Origin of the sequence: Colwellia sp., assembly GCF_013215345.1 — a bacterium.
Classification (GTDB): domain Bacteria; phylum Pseudomonadota; class Gammaproteobacteria; order Enterobacterales; family Alteromonadaceae; genus Colwellia.
Map to the genome: position 1 here is coordinate 1 of NZ_JABSOV010000055.1, position 17,161 is coordinate 17,161.

The following is a 17,161-nucleotide window of genomic DNA, read 5'->3' on the forward strand; positions in this document are numbered from 1 at the left end:
ATGTATATAGCTTATCTGTGATAGTGGCTATGTACTCACCATCTCGCAATACTTCGTAGCTAGTAATAAGTAATCCGTTATCTGTTTTTGACTCCGCTCGTTGCTCAGACTTTGACCAACGTAAAGTTATTGACTGCCAAGTTGTTGCGGTTACTTCAAAATTAACAGGGGGAGTAACAGTTGTTTCCGGATTAGGGACTTCTTCAGGACCTTTGTCAGGATCAGGCGTGCCAGTATCAGGCGTGCCAGTATCAGGCGTGCCAATATCAGGTGTGCCAATATCAGGTGTGCCAGTATCAGGTGTGCCAGTATCAGGCGTGCCAATATCAGGAGCGGGATCAACAGAGATAACATCTTTCTCAGAGTTATCTTCACTGCCACCGCAAGCTGATAGTATTAGCACAGATAAAAGTATTGCTATTAACTTAAAATTATTTTTTTGAAGCACCGGTAAAGCCTTTATTTTGTAAGGGCATGGCTGGCTGGAGGGGATACAGATTAGAAAGCACTATCACAGATATGATGGTGCTATCATCGGTAGCTCCGCTGTCATAGGTAAATACCTTTAGACCGGTAGCTTTGCGTACCTGAACTTTCATCCAGTTTGCCTTTTGCAAGAGTTGTTATTTTTTGACTATTATTCAATTACTACAAGTGGTTAGTCAATTTGAGCATAATTGTACATTAGGCAAACAATAATAAGTATAAAAACTTATTACAAAATAGTTACAAAGTTAATTAGACAGAGCCCATTTAAAGGGGGTGGGGATTATTGAGCGCTGAATCAAAGGCTAATTCTTAAGGGTGTAATTTATGATGTTGCCAGTTATCATCTTGTTTTTCAAAGCATATCCTATCATGTAAACGGTTGGCTCGCCCTTGCCAAAATTCAATCGCGTGCGGTTTAACGCGCCAGCCGCCCCAAAAATCAGGGTGGGGAACTTCACCTTCGGCGAACTTTTCCTGGTAATGGCTCATTCGATCTTTTAGCTCACTATCATGTTTTAGCTTTTGACTCTGCTTAGACGCCCAAGCGCCAACTTGACTACCTCTGTCTCGGCTATGAAAGTAATCAGCAGACTCTTGCGCGGATATTTTTTCTACCGTGCCTTCAATACGAATTTGTCGTTGTAAAACGTTCCAATGAAACAATAAGGCAACCTTATTGTTGTCAACAAGTTCATTACTTTTACGACTGGCGTAGTTGGTGTAAAAAACGAAACCTTCATCATCATAATCTTTAAGCAAAACCATACGAGAGCTAGGTTGCCCATCGGCACTGCAACTACTAACTGACATGGCTTCAGGTAATAATATTCCTGATTTATTGGCATCTGCAAACCATTGCTCAAATAACTGTGCCGGGGTTGTGTTTTCGGAAATTTCAGGAAGGGGTAGGGCGACGCCTTGACCAAAGGTGAATAGACAGCGTAGTTTTTCAAATAACGTCATAATATTTAAAAGTGATTGAGTGTGAAGGTGTGCGGTTATTTTATGCTTAAATGATGTTATTGCAAGGTTATGCCGAGGTTATCTTTGGCTCATAGCAAAGTTATATAAAAATGAACCATCATTAGCGATGGCTTACCAATCTTCACTATCATCCAGTAAATATTTAAGGCGTTTCTTTTCTCGCAACTCATCAATACGCTTACGCGCTAATAGGTTCTTTTGTGCTTGCGCTTGGGCGTGCTTTTCAGCCAAGGAAATGCCGTTAAGGCTATATTTTTCAACGCTTTCATCTGAACTTGCTTCATCGGGGAAGTTATTGTTAATATCGCTTATCATTGGCCTTGACCTTATGTTGCTATTGATAAAGTATTTCAATGTATATTGCTTAACATAGGTAAGATAATGGCTATTTTCAATGCCACTTTACAAAAAAAATCAAAAATAGCACAAATCATTACAGAGCGATTAATGTAAGCTAAGTAGGTATAAAGCTTACATTAATCGCTGGCTAGCTCTTTATAACCGGCAAAAGTATAGGTTTGGCTAGGTTAGCTATTAGTGTCGGTATATTTCACTATGTGGTTTTAAAACTTGTCGATGGAGTGCTTACTAAGCAATAAAAAATAGCTAATAAAAAGTAGCAGGCAATAAAAAACCAGTGACAAGCACTGGTTTAAATTATCGTTGCTAAGCTATATATACCCAAGCTACTTCAAGATGCTCGTTTCAGGGCGGATGAGCGATTCATAATCAAGGCGCATATTTCATTAATGGTTATTCCCTTAATTACGCACGCAACGATGAATATGATTTGCTCATACGCCCCTAGGGCTGGTTTAGACACGTTTTATCCATCGTTATTGATTTCGATAAGGGAATAACCATTTTCTTCAATCAATGCCTTGCCTAAAAACGTATCTAATTCCAGCTGAATCCTGCACCTTGAGGTTGTTTGGGTATAGCTTAAGCTTACCAACCTTCAACGCCTTTCATATCAGGTAATTGGTGAGCAATACCTTTATGACAATCTATACAGGTTTTCTCTCCGCTTGCTAAGGCCGTAGAGTGTTGGTACGCAGCCCGATCACTTTGTTCGGTAAAGTCCATGTAGTCGAAGTTATGACAGTTACGACACTCTAAGGAGTCATTGGCTTTTAAACGATCCCATTCATTTTGTGCTAAACGTTTACGATGGACTAAAAACTTCTCACGAGTATTGATTGTACCAAAAATCATACCCCAAACTTCTTTTGAAGCTTGCATTTTACGGGCAATTTTACTGGTCCAGTTATGTGGTACATGACAATCAGGACAGGTTGCACGCACACCTGAGCGGTTAGAAAAGTGAATGGTAGTTTTCATCTCTTCGTAGACATTGTTTTCCATTTCATGACAGGAAATACAAAACGCTTCGGTATTGGTCACCTCTAGAGCGGTGTTGAAACCACCCCAGAAGATAATTCCAGCAACAAAACCACCGATAACCAAAGCACCTAGGCTGTAATAACCACTCGGTTTAGTGAGGGTTTTCCAGCCAATCATTAGTATTTTTTTCATGCTAACTCCTAATGCTCTTCTGATTTAGCTTTTGATTTTTCGTTCATCAAACTGTGCATATCAGTAAAAGTGTTTTCTACTAAAGGTTCTGCATCAAGTTGCGTAACATGACACTGATTACAAAAGTAACGACGTGGTGATATTTCGGCTAAGAAATTGCCATCACGATTCATAAAGTGAGTCACACTTACCATAGGTGCCTGTGATTTCTCTGTACGATGACGTGAATGACATGACATACACTTGTTGTTGTATTTATTCACTTCATAACTACGGGTCGTATGAGGAATAACCGGTGGCTGCATGGGGTAATTACGCCCTTGCTTGATATCCTTATTAATCACTTTAGGAATACGGTTTGGCTCTTTTTGTACATCAATCGGTGTATGGTCTCTAAGAGTCGCCAAAGAGTTAACTGTTTCTTTATCAGCAGCATTGGCGTTTAGAGAGTACATCATTGGTAATACGGCTAGTACCAATAAACTGGCAATTACTGCTAGGTTAATTTTTTTCATTATCGACTCCTAAACTTTAACAATTTTGATAGCACACTTTTTAAAATCCGTTTGCTTTGATAGCGGATCAGTGGCATCTAAAGTGACTTTGTTTACTAAACGACTAGCATCAAACCATGGCATAAACACTAAGCCAATTGGTGGCTTGTTTCGACCTCTTGTTTCTACGCGCGTTTGCACTTCACCACGACGAGAAATAAGCTTCACTAAATCGCCACGACGCATACCACGTTTTTTAGCGTCATCTGGATGCATATAAACTAAAGCATCTGGCATGGCTTTATACAACTCAGGAACACGTTGAGTCATAGAGCCTGAATGCCAATGCTCTAATACACGACCGGTTGATAACCATAAGTCGTACTCTTCATCAGGTGATTCTGCTGCTGGTTCATAAGGGAGAGCAAAAATTCTCGCACGACCATCTTTGTGACCATAAAAATCCCAGCCACTACCCGCTTTAACGTAAGGATCTGAACCTTCTTTAAAGCGCCATTTTGTTTCTTTGCCATTAACTACAGGCCAACGTAATCCACGCTCTTTGTGATAGGTATCATACGGAGCTAAATCATGAGCATGCCCACGACCAAAGGTTGCATACTCTTCAAATAAACCTTTCTGAATATAAAAGCCAAAATCACGAGCGTCATCATTTAAACGATCTTCAGGCACTTCATCAAGGGAGAACTTACCAACAGACGAATCTTTATAAAGTACGTCAAATAAAGTTTTGCCGCGTACCTCTGGCTTTTTAGCAATAAGCTCCTCTGGCCAAACGTCTTCAATAGCAAAGCGTTTTGAAAATTCAACTAATTGCCATAAATCTGATTTAGCGCCAGTCGGTGCTTCAACCATTTGATACCAAGATTGAGTACGACGTTCAGCATTTCCGTAAACACCTTCTTTTTCTACCCACATAGCGGTCGGTAAAATTAAGTCAGCAGCTTGTGCGGTAACGGTTGGGTAAGGGTCAGACACAACAATAAAGTTTTTAGGGTTACGGTAACCTGGGTAAGCCTCTTCATTGATATTAGCTCCGGCTTGCATGTTGTTATTACATTGTACCCAATAGAAGTTTAGCTTGCCGTCTTTAAGCATACGGGTTTGTAAAACAGCGTGGTAGCCTGGTTTCGGCGGAATAGTTCCTTCAGGTAAATCCCATGTTTTTTCAGCGGTAGCGCGATGTTTAGGGTTGGTGACAACCATATCTGCCGGTAACCGGTGTGAGAATGTGCCCACTTCACGAGCAGTACCACAAGCCGAAGGTTGACCTGTTAACGAAAACGGGCTATTACCCGGTGTTGAAATTTTACCTGTTAATAAGTGAATATTATAAACTAGGTTATTGGCCCAAACACCACGAGTATGTTGGTTAAATCCCATGGTCCAGAAAGAGGTGACTTTAATTTTTGGATCGGCATATAACTCAGCTAATGCTTCTAATTTATGCTCAGGTACACCTGATAGCTTAGAAACGTATTCAACGGTATATGTACTAACAAACTTTGCATATTCATCAAAATCTATCGGTGTTGAGCTACCTGCTGTTTTGCCATTATTCTTAGCTGCTTGCTCTAATGGATGTTCTGGACGTAAACCATAACCAATATCCGTTTCACCCAATCTAAAGTTAGTGTGTTTACTAACAAAATCTTTATTAACACGATCGGTTTTAATAATGTAGTTAGCAATGTAATTTAATATCGCTAAATCAGTTTGCGGGGTAAAAATCATGCCGTTATCGGCTAGATCAAAGCTTCTATGTTCAAAAGTTGATAACACAGCTACTTTTACATGAGGTGAGCTTAAACGGCGATCGGTTAAACGTGTCCATAAAATAGGATGCATTTCAGCCATGTTTGAGCCCCATAATACAAAGGCATCAGCAGCTTCTAAATCATCGTAACAACCCATAGGCTCATCGATGCCAAAAGTACGCATAAAACCACCAACAGCAGAAGCCATACAGTGTCTAGCGTTCGGGTCAATATTATTTGAACGGAAACCGGCTTTCATCAGTTTAACTGCCGCATAACCTTCTTGTACTGTCCATTGGCCTGAGCCGAACATACCCACTGCTTTGGGACCATCTTTCTTTAAGGCGTCTTTGGCTTTTTCTGCCATAATATCGAAAGCTTTATCCCAAGAGATAGGAGCAAATTCGCCTTCTTTATCGTACTTGCCATTGGTCATACGAAGTAGCGGTGTTGTTAATCTATCTTTGCCGTACATGATCTTCGAAAGGAAGTAACCTTTAACACAGTTAAGGCCTTTATTAACCGGTGATTTTATATCACCATGGGTAGCAACCACTTTGCCATCCATTACACCAACATTAACACTACAGCCAGTACCACAAAAACGACAAGGGGCTTTATCCCACTTTAGTTTAGTCATATCAGAGCTAGTAATTAAGTTTGAGGCTATTGCAGGAACAGATACCCCAGCTACAGCCGCGGCTGCAGCTATTGCATTTGCTTTAATAAATCCTCGGCGATTAATTGTCATCGTGCCACCTTCCTTTTACTTGTTTTGATTCGGTTTTAAAATATGGTTATGTTTGATTTATTTAAATAAATTTTCTTTAATACGTTTATTTTTAATTATTATTTTATTTTTCTATAACTGGGCGACATCGTCACCAGTACTCTCATCCAGGATTTGATGATAAACAGGTGATAAATTAATAATGCCTTTATGAACTCTGATAATGTCCATTTTTGTGCCAATATCTCTATAACTATTGCCTTCTATAGTGAAAACAATTTTACCTTCTGCACTAGTCGCGTGAATTTCACTACCTTCAATATCTGTAATGGCTTGTTTCACTTCATTCAACTGCGCCAATATAGGGTAAGCTACAAAGCTTGCTACGTGATATTCACATGTTGTATCTTCAGTGTTTTTCGTCATATTGATTCTTTAAATTACGTTAAGTTGAATTAAATTAACTTGCGTTTGGTTCGAATGTAAATGCTATGGCATCTTGTGGACAGCTTTTAATACATGCGCCACACTGCGTACAATCAAGCTCATTTAAACTCGGTTGCGGAATGCTTGAATTAAGGTAATTAAATTTAATTACGCTGGTTTCACATTCATCACGGCAACTTTGACAATAAATATTATTTTTAGCTAAACACTTATCACTAATTTCTAGCGTTACCGGCCAAGCTTTTTTACTATTGTTTATCGTGTTTTCTTCAGTGAATTTACCTTCCAAACTGTTAGCTTCAGGGAAAGAGCCTGAAAAAAGTGGTTGCTGACAAGTCTCGATACATTTATTACAAAAGGTACATTCACCTAAGCTAAAATCGACCTTTGGAAAGCCATCTTCATCTTTAACAATAATATTGCTTTCACAACGGCTAATGCAGTCTTGGCATTGTGTGCAACCTGAGGTAAATACGGCCTCATTAATTACCCAAGGTAAGCGCAGTTCTTGTTTAGTTTTAACGCGGCCGCGAAAAAAACGTCTTCTTGATGGGTCTGCTAAGTGTTCCACAGGTTTAGTATTATTAGTAAGCAAGTGATTAAGAAACAGGTGGGCCTAAGAAGGCTAGTTGACTGAACCATACGGCAAAGCCAAAACCGGCAACGATAATTACCGATAAAATTGGCGCTAAAAATACCGCTAAAAAGATAAAGGTATTTCGCTCATACTTTTTTTGTTGTTCAGGAGATGTTGCTTGATTCATAATGCTCTCGAAAGTTTATGATTAAGTTAAGCTATATTTAGGACTAATTTTAATCCTTTGTTAGTGCGCTTATATTGACGTAGATCAAACTTTGCAAAATAACCATAGTTAATTTAGGGTTTATCCAGTATAGATGTTAAATATTGTAAATATCTAGGGTGTTTTTTATATTTTTGCCACAACATACTTGATAAACTTAATGTTATTTTCCTTTGCTAATTTTTAGGCTGTCAAAAACCAATGCAAGTCCAACACTTCACTCCTTGGCTTAAAGCTTATGCTAAGCAAGCCCTGTTAAACAATGAACGTCGCTTAGTTGTTTTATCAGGCAGTGAAACCTGGGCACTATCATTATTGGGCTCTATCGATGTGGTATCTGAGACTTTGCAAGGGAACACTGATGGTGAGTCGAATTTATCTGCCCCTCATTTGACCTGTTTAATATATGGCGACAGTGCCACCTTTCCTGCAAATGTGCAGAAAAAGCGCTATCGAGATAAGTTAGGCAGTGAGAGTGATGTCATCATTTTTGTCGAAAGCCAATTTACTATTGATGCTTTTGCGGCGTTATCAGGAACCCTAAAAGCTGGCGGGTTATTATTTATAGTGCTGCCAGAACTCAATAAAGCTTCTCAAGAAAGTCTGTTTTTTAAACGCTTTTATGCATTAATTCAAACGATGCCTTACCAGACTATTATCACTGAATCACAAGCTAAACTTTCACCACCAAGCATATCCCTCATTGAGCAAGAACATAAAGAAGTACAAGAAAGCTATCCATTAGGCTGCATTACTGCTGAGCAGTACCAAGCGGTACAAGCCATTGTTAAGGTCGTTACCGGACATAGAAAAAGACCGCTGGTGTTAACCGCTGATCGCGGTCGAGGTAAATCTTCGGCTTTAGCTATTAGTTGTGCTCAGCTATTACAAGCGAATGAAAAAAGTGTATTTCAAATTGTTATTACCGCGCCAGATATTCAAGCTCTAACGGTTTTCTTTAGGCAATTAAGTAATAGCTTGCCCAATGTTGAGCAGCGAGGTAATACCCTTACTTATGGTAAAGCCAGTCTGGAATTTATCGCCGTTGATCAACTGTTAAAACAAACAGTAAAAGTTAACCTGCTCTTGGTTGATGAAGCGGCCGCTATTCCGGTATATTTGCTTGAACAATTACTTAGCTGTTATCACCGAATGGTTTTCTCTAGTACTGTCCATGGCTATGAAGGGGCAGGGCGTGGATTTACCATTAAGTTTCAGCAGAGCCTTGCTAAGTTATGTCCTCAGTGGTCGAGTTTACATATCAATCAGCCGATCCGTTGGCGGAAAAATGATCCATTAGAACAGTTGGTTTTTGATAGCTGTTTATTAAATGCCGAGTTACCTGCTTTACCTGCTTTACCTGCTCAGCTACAAATAAATAGTGATGATAGCGTTAATGAAAAGGCTGATTTTATTGCCTCCACGATATTTAAAATCATAAGTGCTGAAGAGCTAGTTACTGATGAAGGGTTGTTAAAGCAAGTTTTCGCAGTTTTGGTGACTGCTCATTATCAAACTAAGCCGAGTGATTTACAGCTGCTGTTAGATAATCCACAGGTACAACTGGCCTGTTTGTATTCAAAAAATAATGGTCAAGTTGCAGTGATAGCCGTTGCCTTGCTAATGAATGAAGGAAATAGTTATGGTGTTGATGAGGCGGATGTCAGGGCGATAAAAAGCTCACAACGTCGTTTACGTAATCACTTTTTACCTCAATCATTATTAAGTCATTGTGGTTTTGAACAAGCCTTTGATTATAATTATTTACGAATTATGCGCATTGCCGTGCACCCACAAATACAGCAGCGAGGTATTGGTTTACATTTTCTAGCACAAATTCAGCAGTTAGCGACAGAGCAGGGTGCTGACTTTATTGGCTCCAGTTTTGGCGTGAATGCTGAACTGCTATCCTTTTGGTTTAAAGCCGGGTTTACTATGGTGCGTATAGGTTTTACTAAAGATAAAGCCAGTGGTGAACACTCTGCTTTAGTTATTAAAGGTAAAAATAAAAACGCTGAGCAAAGACAGCAGCAATTTAAACAAGACTTTTATCGTAGCTTTGATTATTTACTTTTAGAAGAATATAAAACGCTAAGCAGTAAACTTGTGCATTTACTGTTGACACAAACAGCTAAGGAATCTCTAACAAAGTTGTCGACGGCTGATATCGAAAGTGTTTATGCCTATGCTCGAGGGGAGCGCTTATATAGTAGTTGTGCCTTTAGTCTGTATCAATGGCTCAAACATGATCTGCTAACTCATAACCAACATACCCAGACTGATGTTATTCAGCACTCCTTGGTGCTTATTGCTCGGTTAATACAAAAGCATGGGAGTGATACTGTTTGTCAGTTATATGGCTTAACAGGGAAAAAAATGTTGAACCAACACATTAAAAATTACATTGCCTTGCGGCTAGCTGCCATTAATTAGCTGCATACCAAGCAGCTAATTAATGGACTTAAGCTCTTCGGGCATGCCAGTGCCAAAAGCGCTGCATAGCTATATAATCGCAGCGTTTTTCACCACAAAAGTTGATATCATCGTGTTGCAGTAACTTGTTTAAGTAAAAGCAGATGGTTTGTGCTAAACCGCTGCTCGGATTGTTTTTATAAGTGGTTAGCAACATAACTAACCACTTCTCCATATAAGTAAACTCTTTTGATGCGGTTAGACACATAATAATTTTCTCCCTAAAGAACATCACTGTTGGTACTACTTGCCAGTAAGGTATGCCAGATAACTGCCTTTGCATTCGCATTTAAGCATTTACAGTCACCGCAGTGTAGTAAACCTGAGTCGAGTAAATGAGTCAGTAGATTACTTGATATCTCTACTTGTACTTTATCGTAATTGTTAACAGTTATAGTGGTCATATCTATCCCCCCATGTTTTTATTAAGCATAAACAAAGAAAATGATTAACGCAAATGATAATTATTATCATTTGGTGGATTTTAGTAAAGTTATTGAAAGTACATGTTATTTTATTTTACTAAAAGCTATTAGTAGTACAGTATGGATAGATATTGAAGGGTAGGGAACGAGTTTATGATCGCAGCAGTAAGTGTACAGTCACTGAGTAAGCATTATAAAGATGTCTGCGCCGTTGATAAGGTCAGTTTCGACGTTCAACAAGGACATTGTTTTGGTCTCCTTGGGCCAAATGGTGCGGGCAAAACTACTACCATTGAAATTATGGAAGGTATTATCAGCGCTACTTCAGGGCAAGTGCTTTATCAAGGTCTGCCAGTCGATAAGCAGATGTCTCAACAAATAGGTATTCAGTTTCAATATACCGCCTTACAAGACTTTTTAACCGTTAAAGAAACCCTTAATTTATTCGCTTCCTTTTATCAGCATACCTTAGCGCAAGAGCAATTGATTGAATTGTGTGACTTAAGTGAGTTTATTAACCGTGATAACCGTTTATTGTCGGGAGGACAAAGGCAGCGATTACTACTGGCTTTAGCTTTGATTAACGACCCGAAAATACTCTTTCTTGATGAGCCTACTACCGGTTTAGATCCCCATGCCAGACGTAATTTTTGGAAATTAATTAAAAATATTAAAGCACAAAATAAAACCATTATTTTAACGACTCATTATATGGATGAAGCAGAGCAGCTTTGTGATGATATTGTGATTATGGATCAAGGCAAGATAATTGCCGCAGGTACCCCTCATCAATTATTAGCCAAACACTTTGAGGATGTTTTTATATATTTGCCCCTGGCACAGGTTTCAAATGAACTGGTAACAGCGCATGGCTGGACTAAATTAGCTGATCGTATTGAGATTGCTAGTAAAAACGTTGAACAAACGCTAACACTGTTGATGGGACAGGGCGTTTCTCTTGATGGCTTACATGTTAAATCAGCCAATCTTGATGATTTGTTTTTGAAGTTAACAGGTCATTCTCTTCAAGCCTAGTTGCTAAAGTAGCCTTATACCTTAGGATGTTTTATGAATTTCAAACGTTTTTTTGCCGTATTTAAAGCGCGTAATATTGAGTTTTTCCGAGATAAATCATCTCTTGGCTGGAACTTGTTTTTCCCGGTTTTATTATTAGTTGGTTTTTCATTTATATTTTCCGGTGATGGTCGTCCGGCTTATAAAATAGGTTTGCTTAGCCAACAAGGTCAAAGCGAAAGCTTGGCACAAGCAACATTGACGCAACTACGCTTTATTGATTTTATCGACTATAACGATGTTGATTTAGCAAAAGCAAAACTTAGCCGCCACAGTCTTGATTTGTTAGTTGATTATAGTACTCAGCGTTATTGGGTGAATGAAGAGTCTGCAAAAAGTTATTTAGTTGAAAAAATCTTTCTTGGTGAACAGTTTGGCCAACAGCTAGGTCAAAAACTAGGTAAGCAATCCGCTTTTACTCGCTTAGAAAGTAGCGGTAAGAGTATTCGCTATGTTGATTGGGTGTTACCTGGGATTTTAGGCATGAATATGATGTTCAGCTGCTTATTTGGTGTTGGCTATGTCATTGTGCGCTACCGGAAAAACTCAGTACTAAAGCGCCTAAAAGCAACGCCGTTATCGGCTTTTGAATTTGTATCAGCGCAATTATTATCACGATTATTTATCGTGATGTTTATGTCGCTAGTCGTCTACAGTGGCTGCAATGTGTTTTTTGATTTCTTTATGTTGGGTAGCTATTTAGATTTATTCATCATTGGTGCCTTAGGCGCTTTTTGCTTAATTAGTCTAGGCCTACTGGTGGCTAGTCGTAGTAAAAGTGAAGAGCTTATTGGCGGCTTATTAAATTTAACGTCTTGGCCTATGATGATGCTCTCCGGAGTTTGGTTCAGCTTGGAAGGGGCGCCGGATGCACTGAAAATATTTGCTGATTTTATGCCGCTGACTCATTTAGTTGCCGGCGCTAGAGCGGTAATTACCGAAGGGGCATCGTTGAGTGATATTAGTTTTCATGTCAATGCACTGTTACTAATGAGCTGTGTATTTTTGCTGTTAGGGTCTTATTTGTTTAGTTGGAATACCGAGCGTTAGGTGCTTGCTCTTTAATAATAGTGACTGAAGCAAGGAACTTCACCGCTAAATTAAAATTGAAATGATAGTGTTGTGGTGTAGTATTAGTATTATAAACAAGCAAGTAGAGTGATATCAAACGGATTAACTAGTCCTGTTGGTCTCAGTTGATTTAGCGCTTTAACCATTAGCTGCGTTTGTGGTAATCATATGGTCATACCAGTATACTTGCTTTTTAATAGGTAGTTACCACGATGACTACCAGTGTTTTATCCCTTTTTATTGAGAGACCTATTATGGCTGTTGTGATTAGCGGAACGGGGTTATACACTCCTTCGCAGAGCATCTCAAATGATGAATTAGTACACTGTTTTAACCAATACGTAGAAAAGTTTAACCTTACTCATAGCCAAGAGATTGAAGAGGGTAAGGTCACGGCGTTATCTCCTTCTGACAGCAGCTTTATTGAAAAAGCCTCGGGCATTAAAAGTCGCTATGTTATGGCGAAAGAAGATATTTTAAATGTTGATGTGATGGCGCCACGCTTTACTGAACGTAGTAATGATGAGCTTTCCATGCAAGCCGAAATGGGTGTGGCTGCAGCTAAAGAGGCTATGTTAGCTGCCAATAAAACCCCCGCAGATATTGACCTAATCATTGTTGCTTGTGCTTATACGCAGCGCTCTTACCCGGCGATGGCCATTGAAATACAAAATGCCCTTGGTTGTGATGGTTGGGGTTTTGATATGTTGGTGGCATGTTCTGCCGCAACCTTTGGTATTATCAATGCTGCCAATGCCATTCGCAGTGGTACAGCTAAAACAGTGTTGGTGATTAACCCTGAAATATTATCTCCGCAAATTAATTATCGTGACAGAGACAGTCACTTCATCTTTGGCGATGTTGCTACCGCTTCAATTATTGAAGATGAAAGTACTGCCAATGCTGAGCATGTTTTTAAAATAGTGAGTGAAAAACCTATTACCCGTTTTTCCAACAATATTCGCAGTAATATTGGTTATATGAATAACTGCAGTCCAGATAATGTTGATGATATTGATAAATACTTTATTCAGCAGGGGCGTAAGGTTTTTAAAGAAGTTTTACCTATGGTATCGCATTTAATTATTACCGAAATGGAAAAGCTTAGCCTGGGTGCTAATGATATTAAGCGTCTTTATTTACATCAAGCCAATATCAATATGAATAATTTTATTGCTAAAAAAGTATTAGGTCGGGAGCCGCTTAGTAGTGAAGCACCTATTATTTTAGATGAATATGCCAATACCAGTTCAGCGGGCTGTATCATCACTTTGCACAAAAATAAGCAAGGCTTGGTCGCAGGAGATAAGAGTGTCTTATGTTCATTCGGCGCTGGTTATTCGGCATGTTGTTTAATATTGGAATATCTATAAAAAATAGTATCTGCGCTTATGACACAGTCTAGTTTTTGGCAAACACACACTGAGACCGGAGGTTTTGCTGAATTATGCAATGGCCTTTATCAGCGAGAAATCAACCTTATTGCTAAGGGCGATTATGCCAGTGTTCAGGCTGTTCAGGCGCGTTTACAAAGTTTACCTTATTACATCACTCGAACAGCTCATGCGATGACAGAAGTTAACTCTCAAGGGCTTTCACCCTTGCAATTGGATAGTCAAAACGCCAGTTGGTCGGCAAAACAAAGTACAAAATTACCTTTGTCAGGACAAGAAACCGAGCAAGAGCGTGATAAAGTTTTTGCCTGGTACTTGCAAGAAGGTATTTGTGTAGGCTTAGCTGTGCCAGTGCTGTTATTTGATCATATTATTATTGATTGTATTGACCGCATTGATGTCGATAGGCAGAGACTACGTACTAATGTTGGTGGCTGGTTTTCACTAGTTGCTACTAATAGTGTCACCCAAGGCAGGGATGTAAATAAACAGCTGCTTAAACCCAATAAAAAAATTATGACCTCAGCTTGCGCAGGTCATTGTTGGCAAAGGAATAGCAAGCAACTTCCTATTATTCCAAGTTTGCGAGAATTATTACTATCTTGCTCTATTAACTGGAAAAACTTCAAAAAACCTTTGCCTATTTAACTCTGCCTTTACTTAGGTATAATAACCATACTATTCACTGAATTTTTATATCCTCTTCTTAGGTTGTTATGCGCGTATTTACCGCTGTTTTACTGATACTATTAGTGTTACTTCAATACCGACTTTGGTTTGGTAAAAATAGTGTGCCTGACTATATTGCCTTAAAAGAAAATCTAGTACGTCAGTTGGGTGCGAATGAAAAGCTACAGCAACGCAATAAATTACTTTATGCCGACACTGATGATTTGAAGTTGGGGCTTGAAGCCATAGAAGAACGAGCTCGAAACGAGTTGGGTATGATCAAAGAAAATGAAACGTTTTTTCGTCTCATTCCCAAAGAACGTGGCAGACGTAATGTGAGTGATAATATCAACGGTAAGGTGATGCCATAATGGAACAAGCACAACAATTTATTGTTATTGTCCCGGCTGCCGGTGTTGGTAAAAGAATGCAAGCCAATTGCCCAAAACAATATTTACTTATTAATAATGAAAGCATACTTAGCCACACTGTGATGAGACTGTTAAGTCACCCGAGGATTGCACAGGTGATTCTTGCCTTAGGTGAGCACGATCAATATTTTAATGAGTCTGAGTTAGCTCGCCATAAAGATATTATCCGAGTAAAAGGTGGCGCTGAGCGGGTAGACTCTGTGCTCAGTGGTTTACAAGTGGTTGATAGACAAAAATATCCTTGGGTGTTGGTACATGACGCCGCGCGTCCTTGTGTTAGCCATGAAGATATAGATAACTTGATTAATCAATGTTTAAGTAATCATTGTGGTGGAATTTTAGCAACACCTGTTCGAGATACCATGAAACGTGGTATTGCCAAAGCAAGTGAAATTAACGCGATTAAAAATACCGTTGATAGAGAGCAATTATGGCATGCGTTAACGCCGCAATTATATAAAACAGTTGAGCTAACTCATGCCATTGAGCAAGCATTAGTGCAGGGGTTTCTCATCACTGATGAAGCTTCAGCAATGGAACATGCTAATCATAAAAGCCTACTTGTTTCTGCCAGTAGTGAAAATATAAAAATAACTCACCCTAATGATTTAGCATTAGCTGAATTTTATTTAAATAAGCAAGCAAAGAGCTAGATAAAGGACGACAGAATGCGAATAGGTCACGGTTTTGATGTACATAAATTTGGTGGTCAAGGGCCGATAGTGCTTGGCGGGGTAGCAATACCCTTTGACCATGGTTTTATCGCTCACTCTGATGGTGATGTCGCTATTCATGCACTTTGTGATGCTATATTAGGCGCATTATGCTTAGCAGATATTGGTAATCACTTTCCTGACACAGATGGTCAATATGAAAATATTTCCAGCAGAATCCTATTACGCCATGTGGTCTCGTTAATGACAGATAAGGGTTTTCAACTAGGTAATGCCGATATTACTATTGTTGCTCAAGCACCTAAAATGGCGCCACATTTATTAGCCATGCGTACTTGCTTAAGTGAAGACTTACAAACCAGCATTGGACAAGTCAATGTTAAAGCAACCACGACAGAGAAGCTGGGCTATACCGGACGAAAAGAAGGTATCGCAGTACATGCTGTGGTTTTATTAATAGCGATAGAGCAACCTTTGCCTCCGATGGAAGAAATTCAAAATATATAATTTATTTTAGTTGGCCCTAGTGCCTTGTACCGTGAACTCATTACCGAATTAGAAGAAGATTAATAAATGTTAACAGAAAATTCCTATTTACACGGAAAACCAGAATCGAGTGGTTTACTACGTAGCCAAATAACTGACTTTAAAGTTTTTGAACAATTACCTTTTTTACCCTGCGGTGAAGGGGAGCATTTATTTGTTCATATTCGTAAAACAGGTGCTAATACTTTATTTGTTGCCCGTGAACTCGCTAAGTATTTTCAAGTGAAAGAGCAGCTTGTTTCCTATGCCGGTTTAAAAGATCGTTTTGCAGTTACCGAACAGTGGTTTGGTGTGCATGTACCCGGTAAGCAAGAATATAATTTAGACGACTTGAATATTGCAGGCGTAGAGGTGCTGTCTTACCAGCGACATAATAAGAAATTACGCACCGGAGCTTTAACGGGTAATCGCTTTGAACTTATTTTACGTGACGTGACCGCTATCAAAGCGTTCACCGAGCGCTGGCAAAAGATTGTTGAACAAGGGGTGCCAAACTATTTTGGCGAACAACGTTTTGGCATTGGTGGCGGTAACATAGAGCGTGCTTTGGGTTTGTTTTCAGGTCAAAAAGTAAAAGATAAGAAAAAACGTGGTATTTATTTATCGGCGGCCCGCTCACATATTTTTAACTCCGTGCTTAATGAACGTATACAGCAACAATGTTTTGATCAAGTGGCTGTTGGTGATGTATTAATGTTGGCTGGTACCCAGTCAGTATTTCACCTTGATGAAATAGACGACACCATTAAACAGCGCTTTGTTGATAAAGATGTTGATATCACTGCCCCTATGTGGGGATCAGGGGAGTTGATGACAAGTGATGCACCGCTTAACCTTGAGCAAAAAATAGCAGGAGAGCATCCGGAGTTTTGCCAAGGATTACCACGTTTTGGTTTAAAACAAGAACGTCGACGCATTCGCTTAACTATCAGTGAAACTGATCTTGAATTATTGTCGACACCAGAAGGCTCAGTACAAAAAGAGCATAACGCCGTGAAAATTAGTTTCTTTTTACCTGCTGGTTGTTACGCTACTACCATTTTACGTGAGTTATTGACCTACCAAGATATGACCACCCGTATTGATAAAAGAGCAACAAGTGCTAGCCCTACTGCAGCAACGCCAGATAGCAATAATGGATAAG

20 protein-coding genes and 1 riboswitch are annotated in these 17,161 nt (G+C 39.3%); of the genes, 9 read left to right on the plus strand and 11 right to left on the minus strand.

Annotation, left to right across the window (positions count from 1 at the left end; all coding sequences use genetic code 11):
- From HRT50_RS10080 to HRT50_RS10120, 9 genes are all read right to left on the minus strand, one after another.
- The coding region (locus HRT50_RS10080; RefSeq protein WP_291613993.1) for a hypothetical protein at positions 1-403 on the minus strand (403 nt) is incomplete at its 3' end.
- 130 nt (positions 404-533) lie between these two features.
- A riboswitch (cyclic di-GMP riboswitch) is annotated at positions 534-619 on the minus strand.
- A gap of 179 nt (positions 620-798) precedes the next feature.
- Positions 799-1,452, minus strand: coding sequence for a pyridoxamine 5'-phosphate oxidase (gene pdxH, locus HRT50_RS10085; protein ID WP_291613995.1), 654 nt, complete (start codon positions 1,450-1,452; stop codon positions 799-801).
- 132 nt (positions 1,453-1,584) lie between these two features.
- A complete protein-coding gene (locus HRT50_RS10090) occupies positions 1,585-1,788 on the minus strand; it encodes a PA3496 family putative envelope integrity protein (protein WP_291613997.1) in 204 nt (67 codons plus the stop codon).
- Between the two features lie 633 nt (positions 1,789-2,421).
- Complete coding sequence (locus tag HRT50_RS10095; RefSeq protein WP_291613999.1) at positions 2,422-3,009, minus strand: cytochrome c3 family protein; 588 nt, start codon at positions 3,007-3,009, stop codon at positions 2,422-2,424.
- 8 nt (positions 3,010-3,017) lie between these two features.
- On the minus strand, positions 3,018-3,524 hold the full coding sequence (locus HRT50_RS10100) for a nitrate reductase cytochrome c-type subunit (protein WP_291614001.1): 507 nt from the start codon (positions 3,522-3,524) through the stop codon (positions 3,018-3,020).
- A 9-nt stretch (positions 3,525-3,533) separates the two neighbouring features.
- Positions 3,534-6,032, minus strand: coding sequence for a nitrate reductase catalytic subunit NapA (gene napA / locus HRT50_RS10105; protein ID WP_291614003.1), 2,499 nt, complete (start codon positions 6,030-6,032; stop codon positions 3,534-3,536).
- A gap of 111 nt (positions 6,033-6,143) precedes the next feature.
- Positions 6,144-6,437: a chaperone NapD gene (locus HRT50_RS10110; protein ID WP_291614005.1), complete on the minus strand. Its 294-nt coding sequence runs from the start codon at positions 6,435-6,437 to the stop codon at positions 6,144-6,146.
- A 34-nt stretch (positions 6,438-6,471) separates the two neighbouring features.
- Positions 6,472-7,029, minus strand: coding sequence for a ferredoxin-type protein NapF (locus tag HRT50_RS10115; protein ID WP_291614007.1), 558 nt, complete (start codon positions 7,027-7,029; stop codon positions 6,472-6,474).
- Between the two features lie 28 nt (positions 7,030-7,057).
- The gene (locus HRT50_RS10120) at positions 7,058-7,222 is read right to left on the minus strand and encodes a periplasmic nitrate reductase, NapE protein (protein ID WP_291614009.1); all 165 of its coding nucleotides are present in this window, start codon (positions 7,220-7,222) and stop codon (positions 7,058-7,060) included.
- Positions 7,223-7,462: 240 nt separating this feature from the next.
- Between HRT50_RS10120 and HRT50_RS10125 the strand changes: the two genes are divergently transcribed.
- Positions 7,463-9,694 carry a GNAT family N-acetyltransferase gene (locus HRT50_RS10125; protein ID WP_291614011.1) on the plus strand — a complete coding sequence of 744 codons (2,232 nt, stop codon included), beginning with the start codon at positions 7,463-7,465 and terminating at the stop codon, positions 9,692-9,694.
- A gap of 28 nt (positions 9,695-9,722) precedes the next feature.
- Here HRT50_RS10125 and HRT50_RS10130 read toward each other — a convergent pair whose 3' ends face one another.
- Positions 9,723-9,941 carry a hypothetical protein gene (locus HRT50_RS10130; protein WP_291614013.1) on the minus strand — a complete coding sequence of 73 codons (219 nt, stop codon included), beginning with the start codon at positions 9,939-9,941 and terminating at the stop codon, positions 9,723-9,725.
- Between the two features lie 13 nt (positions 9,942-9,954).
- Positions 9,955-10,137 carry a hypothetical protein gene (locus tag HRT50_RS10135; RefSeq protein WP_291614015.1) on the minus strand — a complete coding sequence of 61 codons (183 nt, stop codon included), beginning with the start codon at positions 10,135-10,137 and terminating at the stop codon, positions 9,955-9,957.
- A 174-nt stretch (positions 10,138-10,311) separates the two neighbouring features.
- Between HRT50_RS10135 and HRT50_RS10140 the strand changes: the two genes are divergently transcribed.
- The 8 genes from HRT50_RS10140 (at position 10,312) to truD (ending at position 17,160) form a co-directional block, all read left to right on the plus strand.
- On the plus strand, positions 10,312-11,193 hold the full coding sequence (locus HRT50_RS10140; protein WP_291614017.1) for an ABC transporter ATP-binding protein: 882 nt from the start codon (positions 10,312-10,314) through the stop codon (positions 11,191-11,193).
- 33 nt (positions 11,194-11,226) lie between these two features.
- Positions 11,227-12,282 carry an ABC transporter permease gene (locus tag HRT50_RS10145; protein ID WP_291614018.1) on the plus strand — a complete coding sequence of 352 codons (1,056 nt, stop codon included), beginning with the start codon at positions 11,227-11,229 and terminating at the stop codon, positions 12,280-12,282.
- Between the two features lie 275 nt (positions 12,283-12,557).
- Entirely contained in the window at positions 12,558-13,676 is a 1,119-nt protein-coding gene (locus tag HRT50_RS10150; protein WP_291614020.1) for a beta-ketoacyl-ACP synthase III, read from the plus strand.
- 18 nt (positions 13,677-13,694) lie between these two features.
- Positions 13,695-14,345, plus strand: coding sequence for a hypothetical protein (locus HRT50_RS10155; protein WP_291614022.1), 651 nt, complete (start codon positions 13,695-13,697; stop codon positions 14,343-14,345).
- 68 nt (positions 14,346-14,413) lie between these two features.
- On the plus strand, positions 14,414-14,737 hold the full coding sequence (gene ftsB, locus HRT50_RS10160) for a cell division protein FtsB (protein WP_291614024.1): 324 nt from the start codon (positions 14,414-14,416) through the stop codon (positions 14,735-14,737).
- Positions 14,737-15,450: a 2-C-methyl-D-erythritol 4-phosphate cytidylyltransferase gene (ispD, locus tag HRT50_RS10165; protein WP_291614026.1), complete on the plus strand. Its 714-nt coding sequence runs from the start codon at positions 14,737-14,739 to the stop codon at positions 15,448-15,450. Before ftsB ends, ispD begins: the two co-directional genes overlap by 1 nt.
- Before the next feature lie 15 nt (positions 15,451-15,465).
- Positions 15,466-15,978, plus strand: coding sequence for a 2-C-methyl-D-erythritol 2,4-cyclodiphosphate synthase (gene ispF, locus HRT50_RS10170; RefSeq protein ID WP_291614027.1), 513 nt, complete (start codon positions 15,466-15,468; stop codon positions 15,976-15,978).
- A gap of 66 nt (positions 15,979-16,044) precedes the next feature.
- Positions 16,045-17,160, plus strand: a complete 1,116-nt coding sequence (gene truD, locus HRT50_RS10175) for a tRNA pseudouridine(13) synthase TruD (RefSeq protein ID WP_291614029.1) — start codon at positions 16,045-16,047, stop codon at positions 17,158-17,160.
- Position 17,161: the final 1 nt, after the last annotated feature.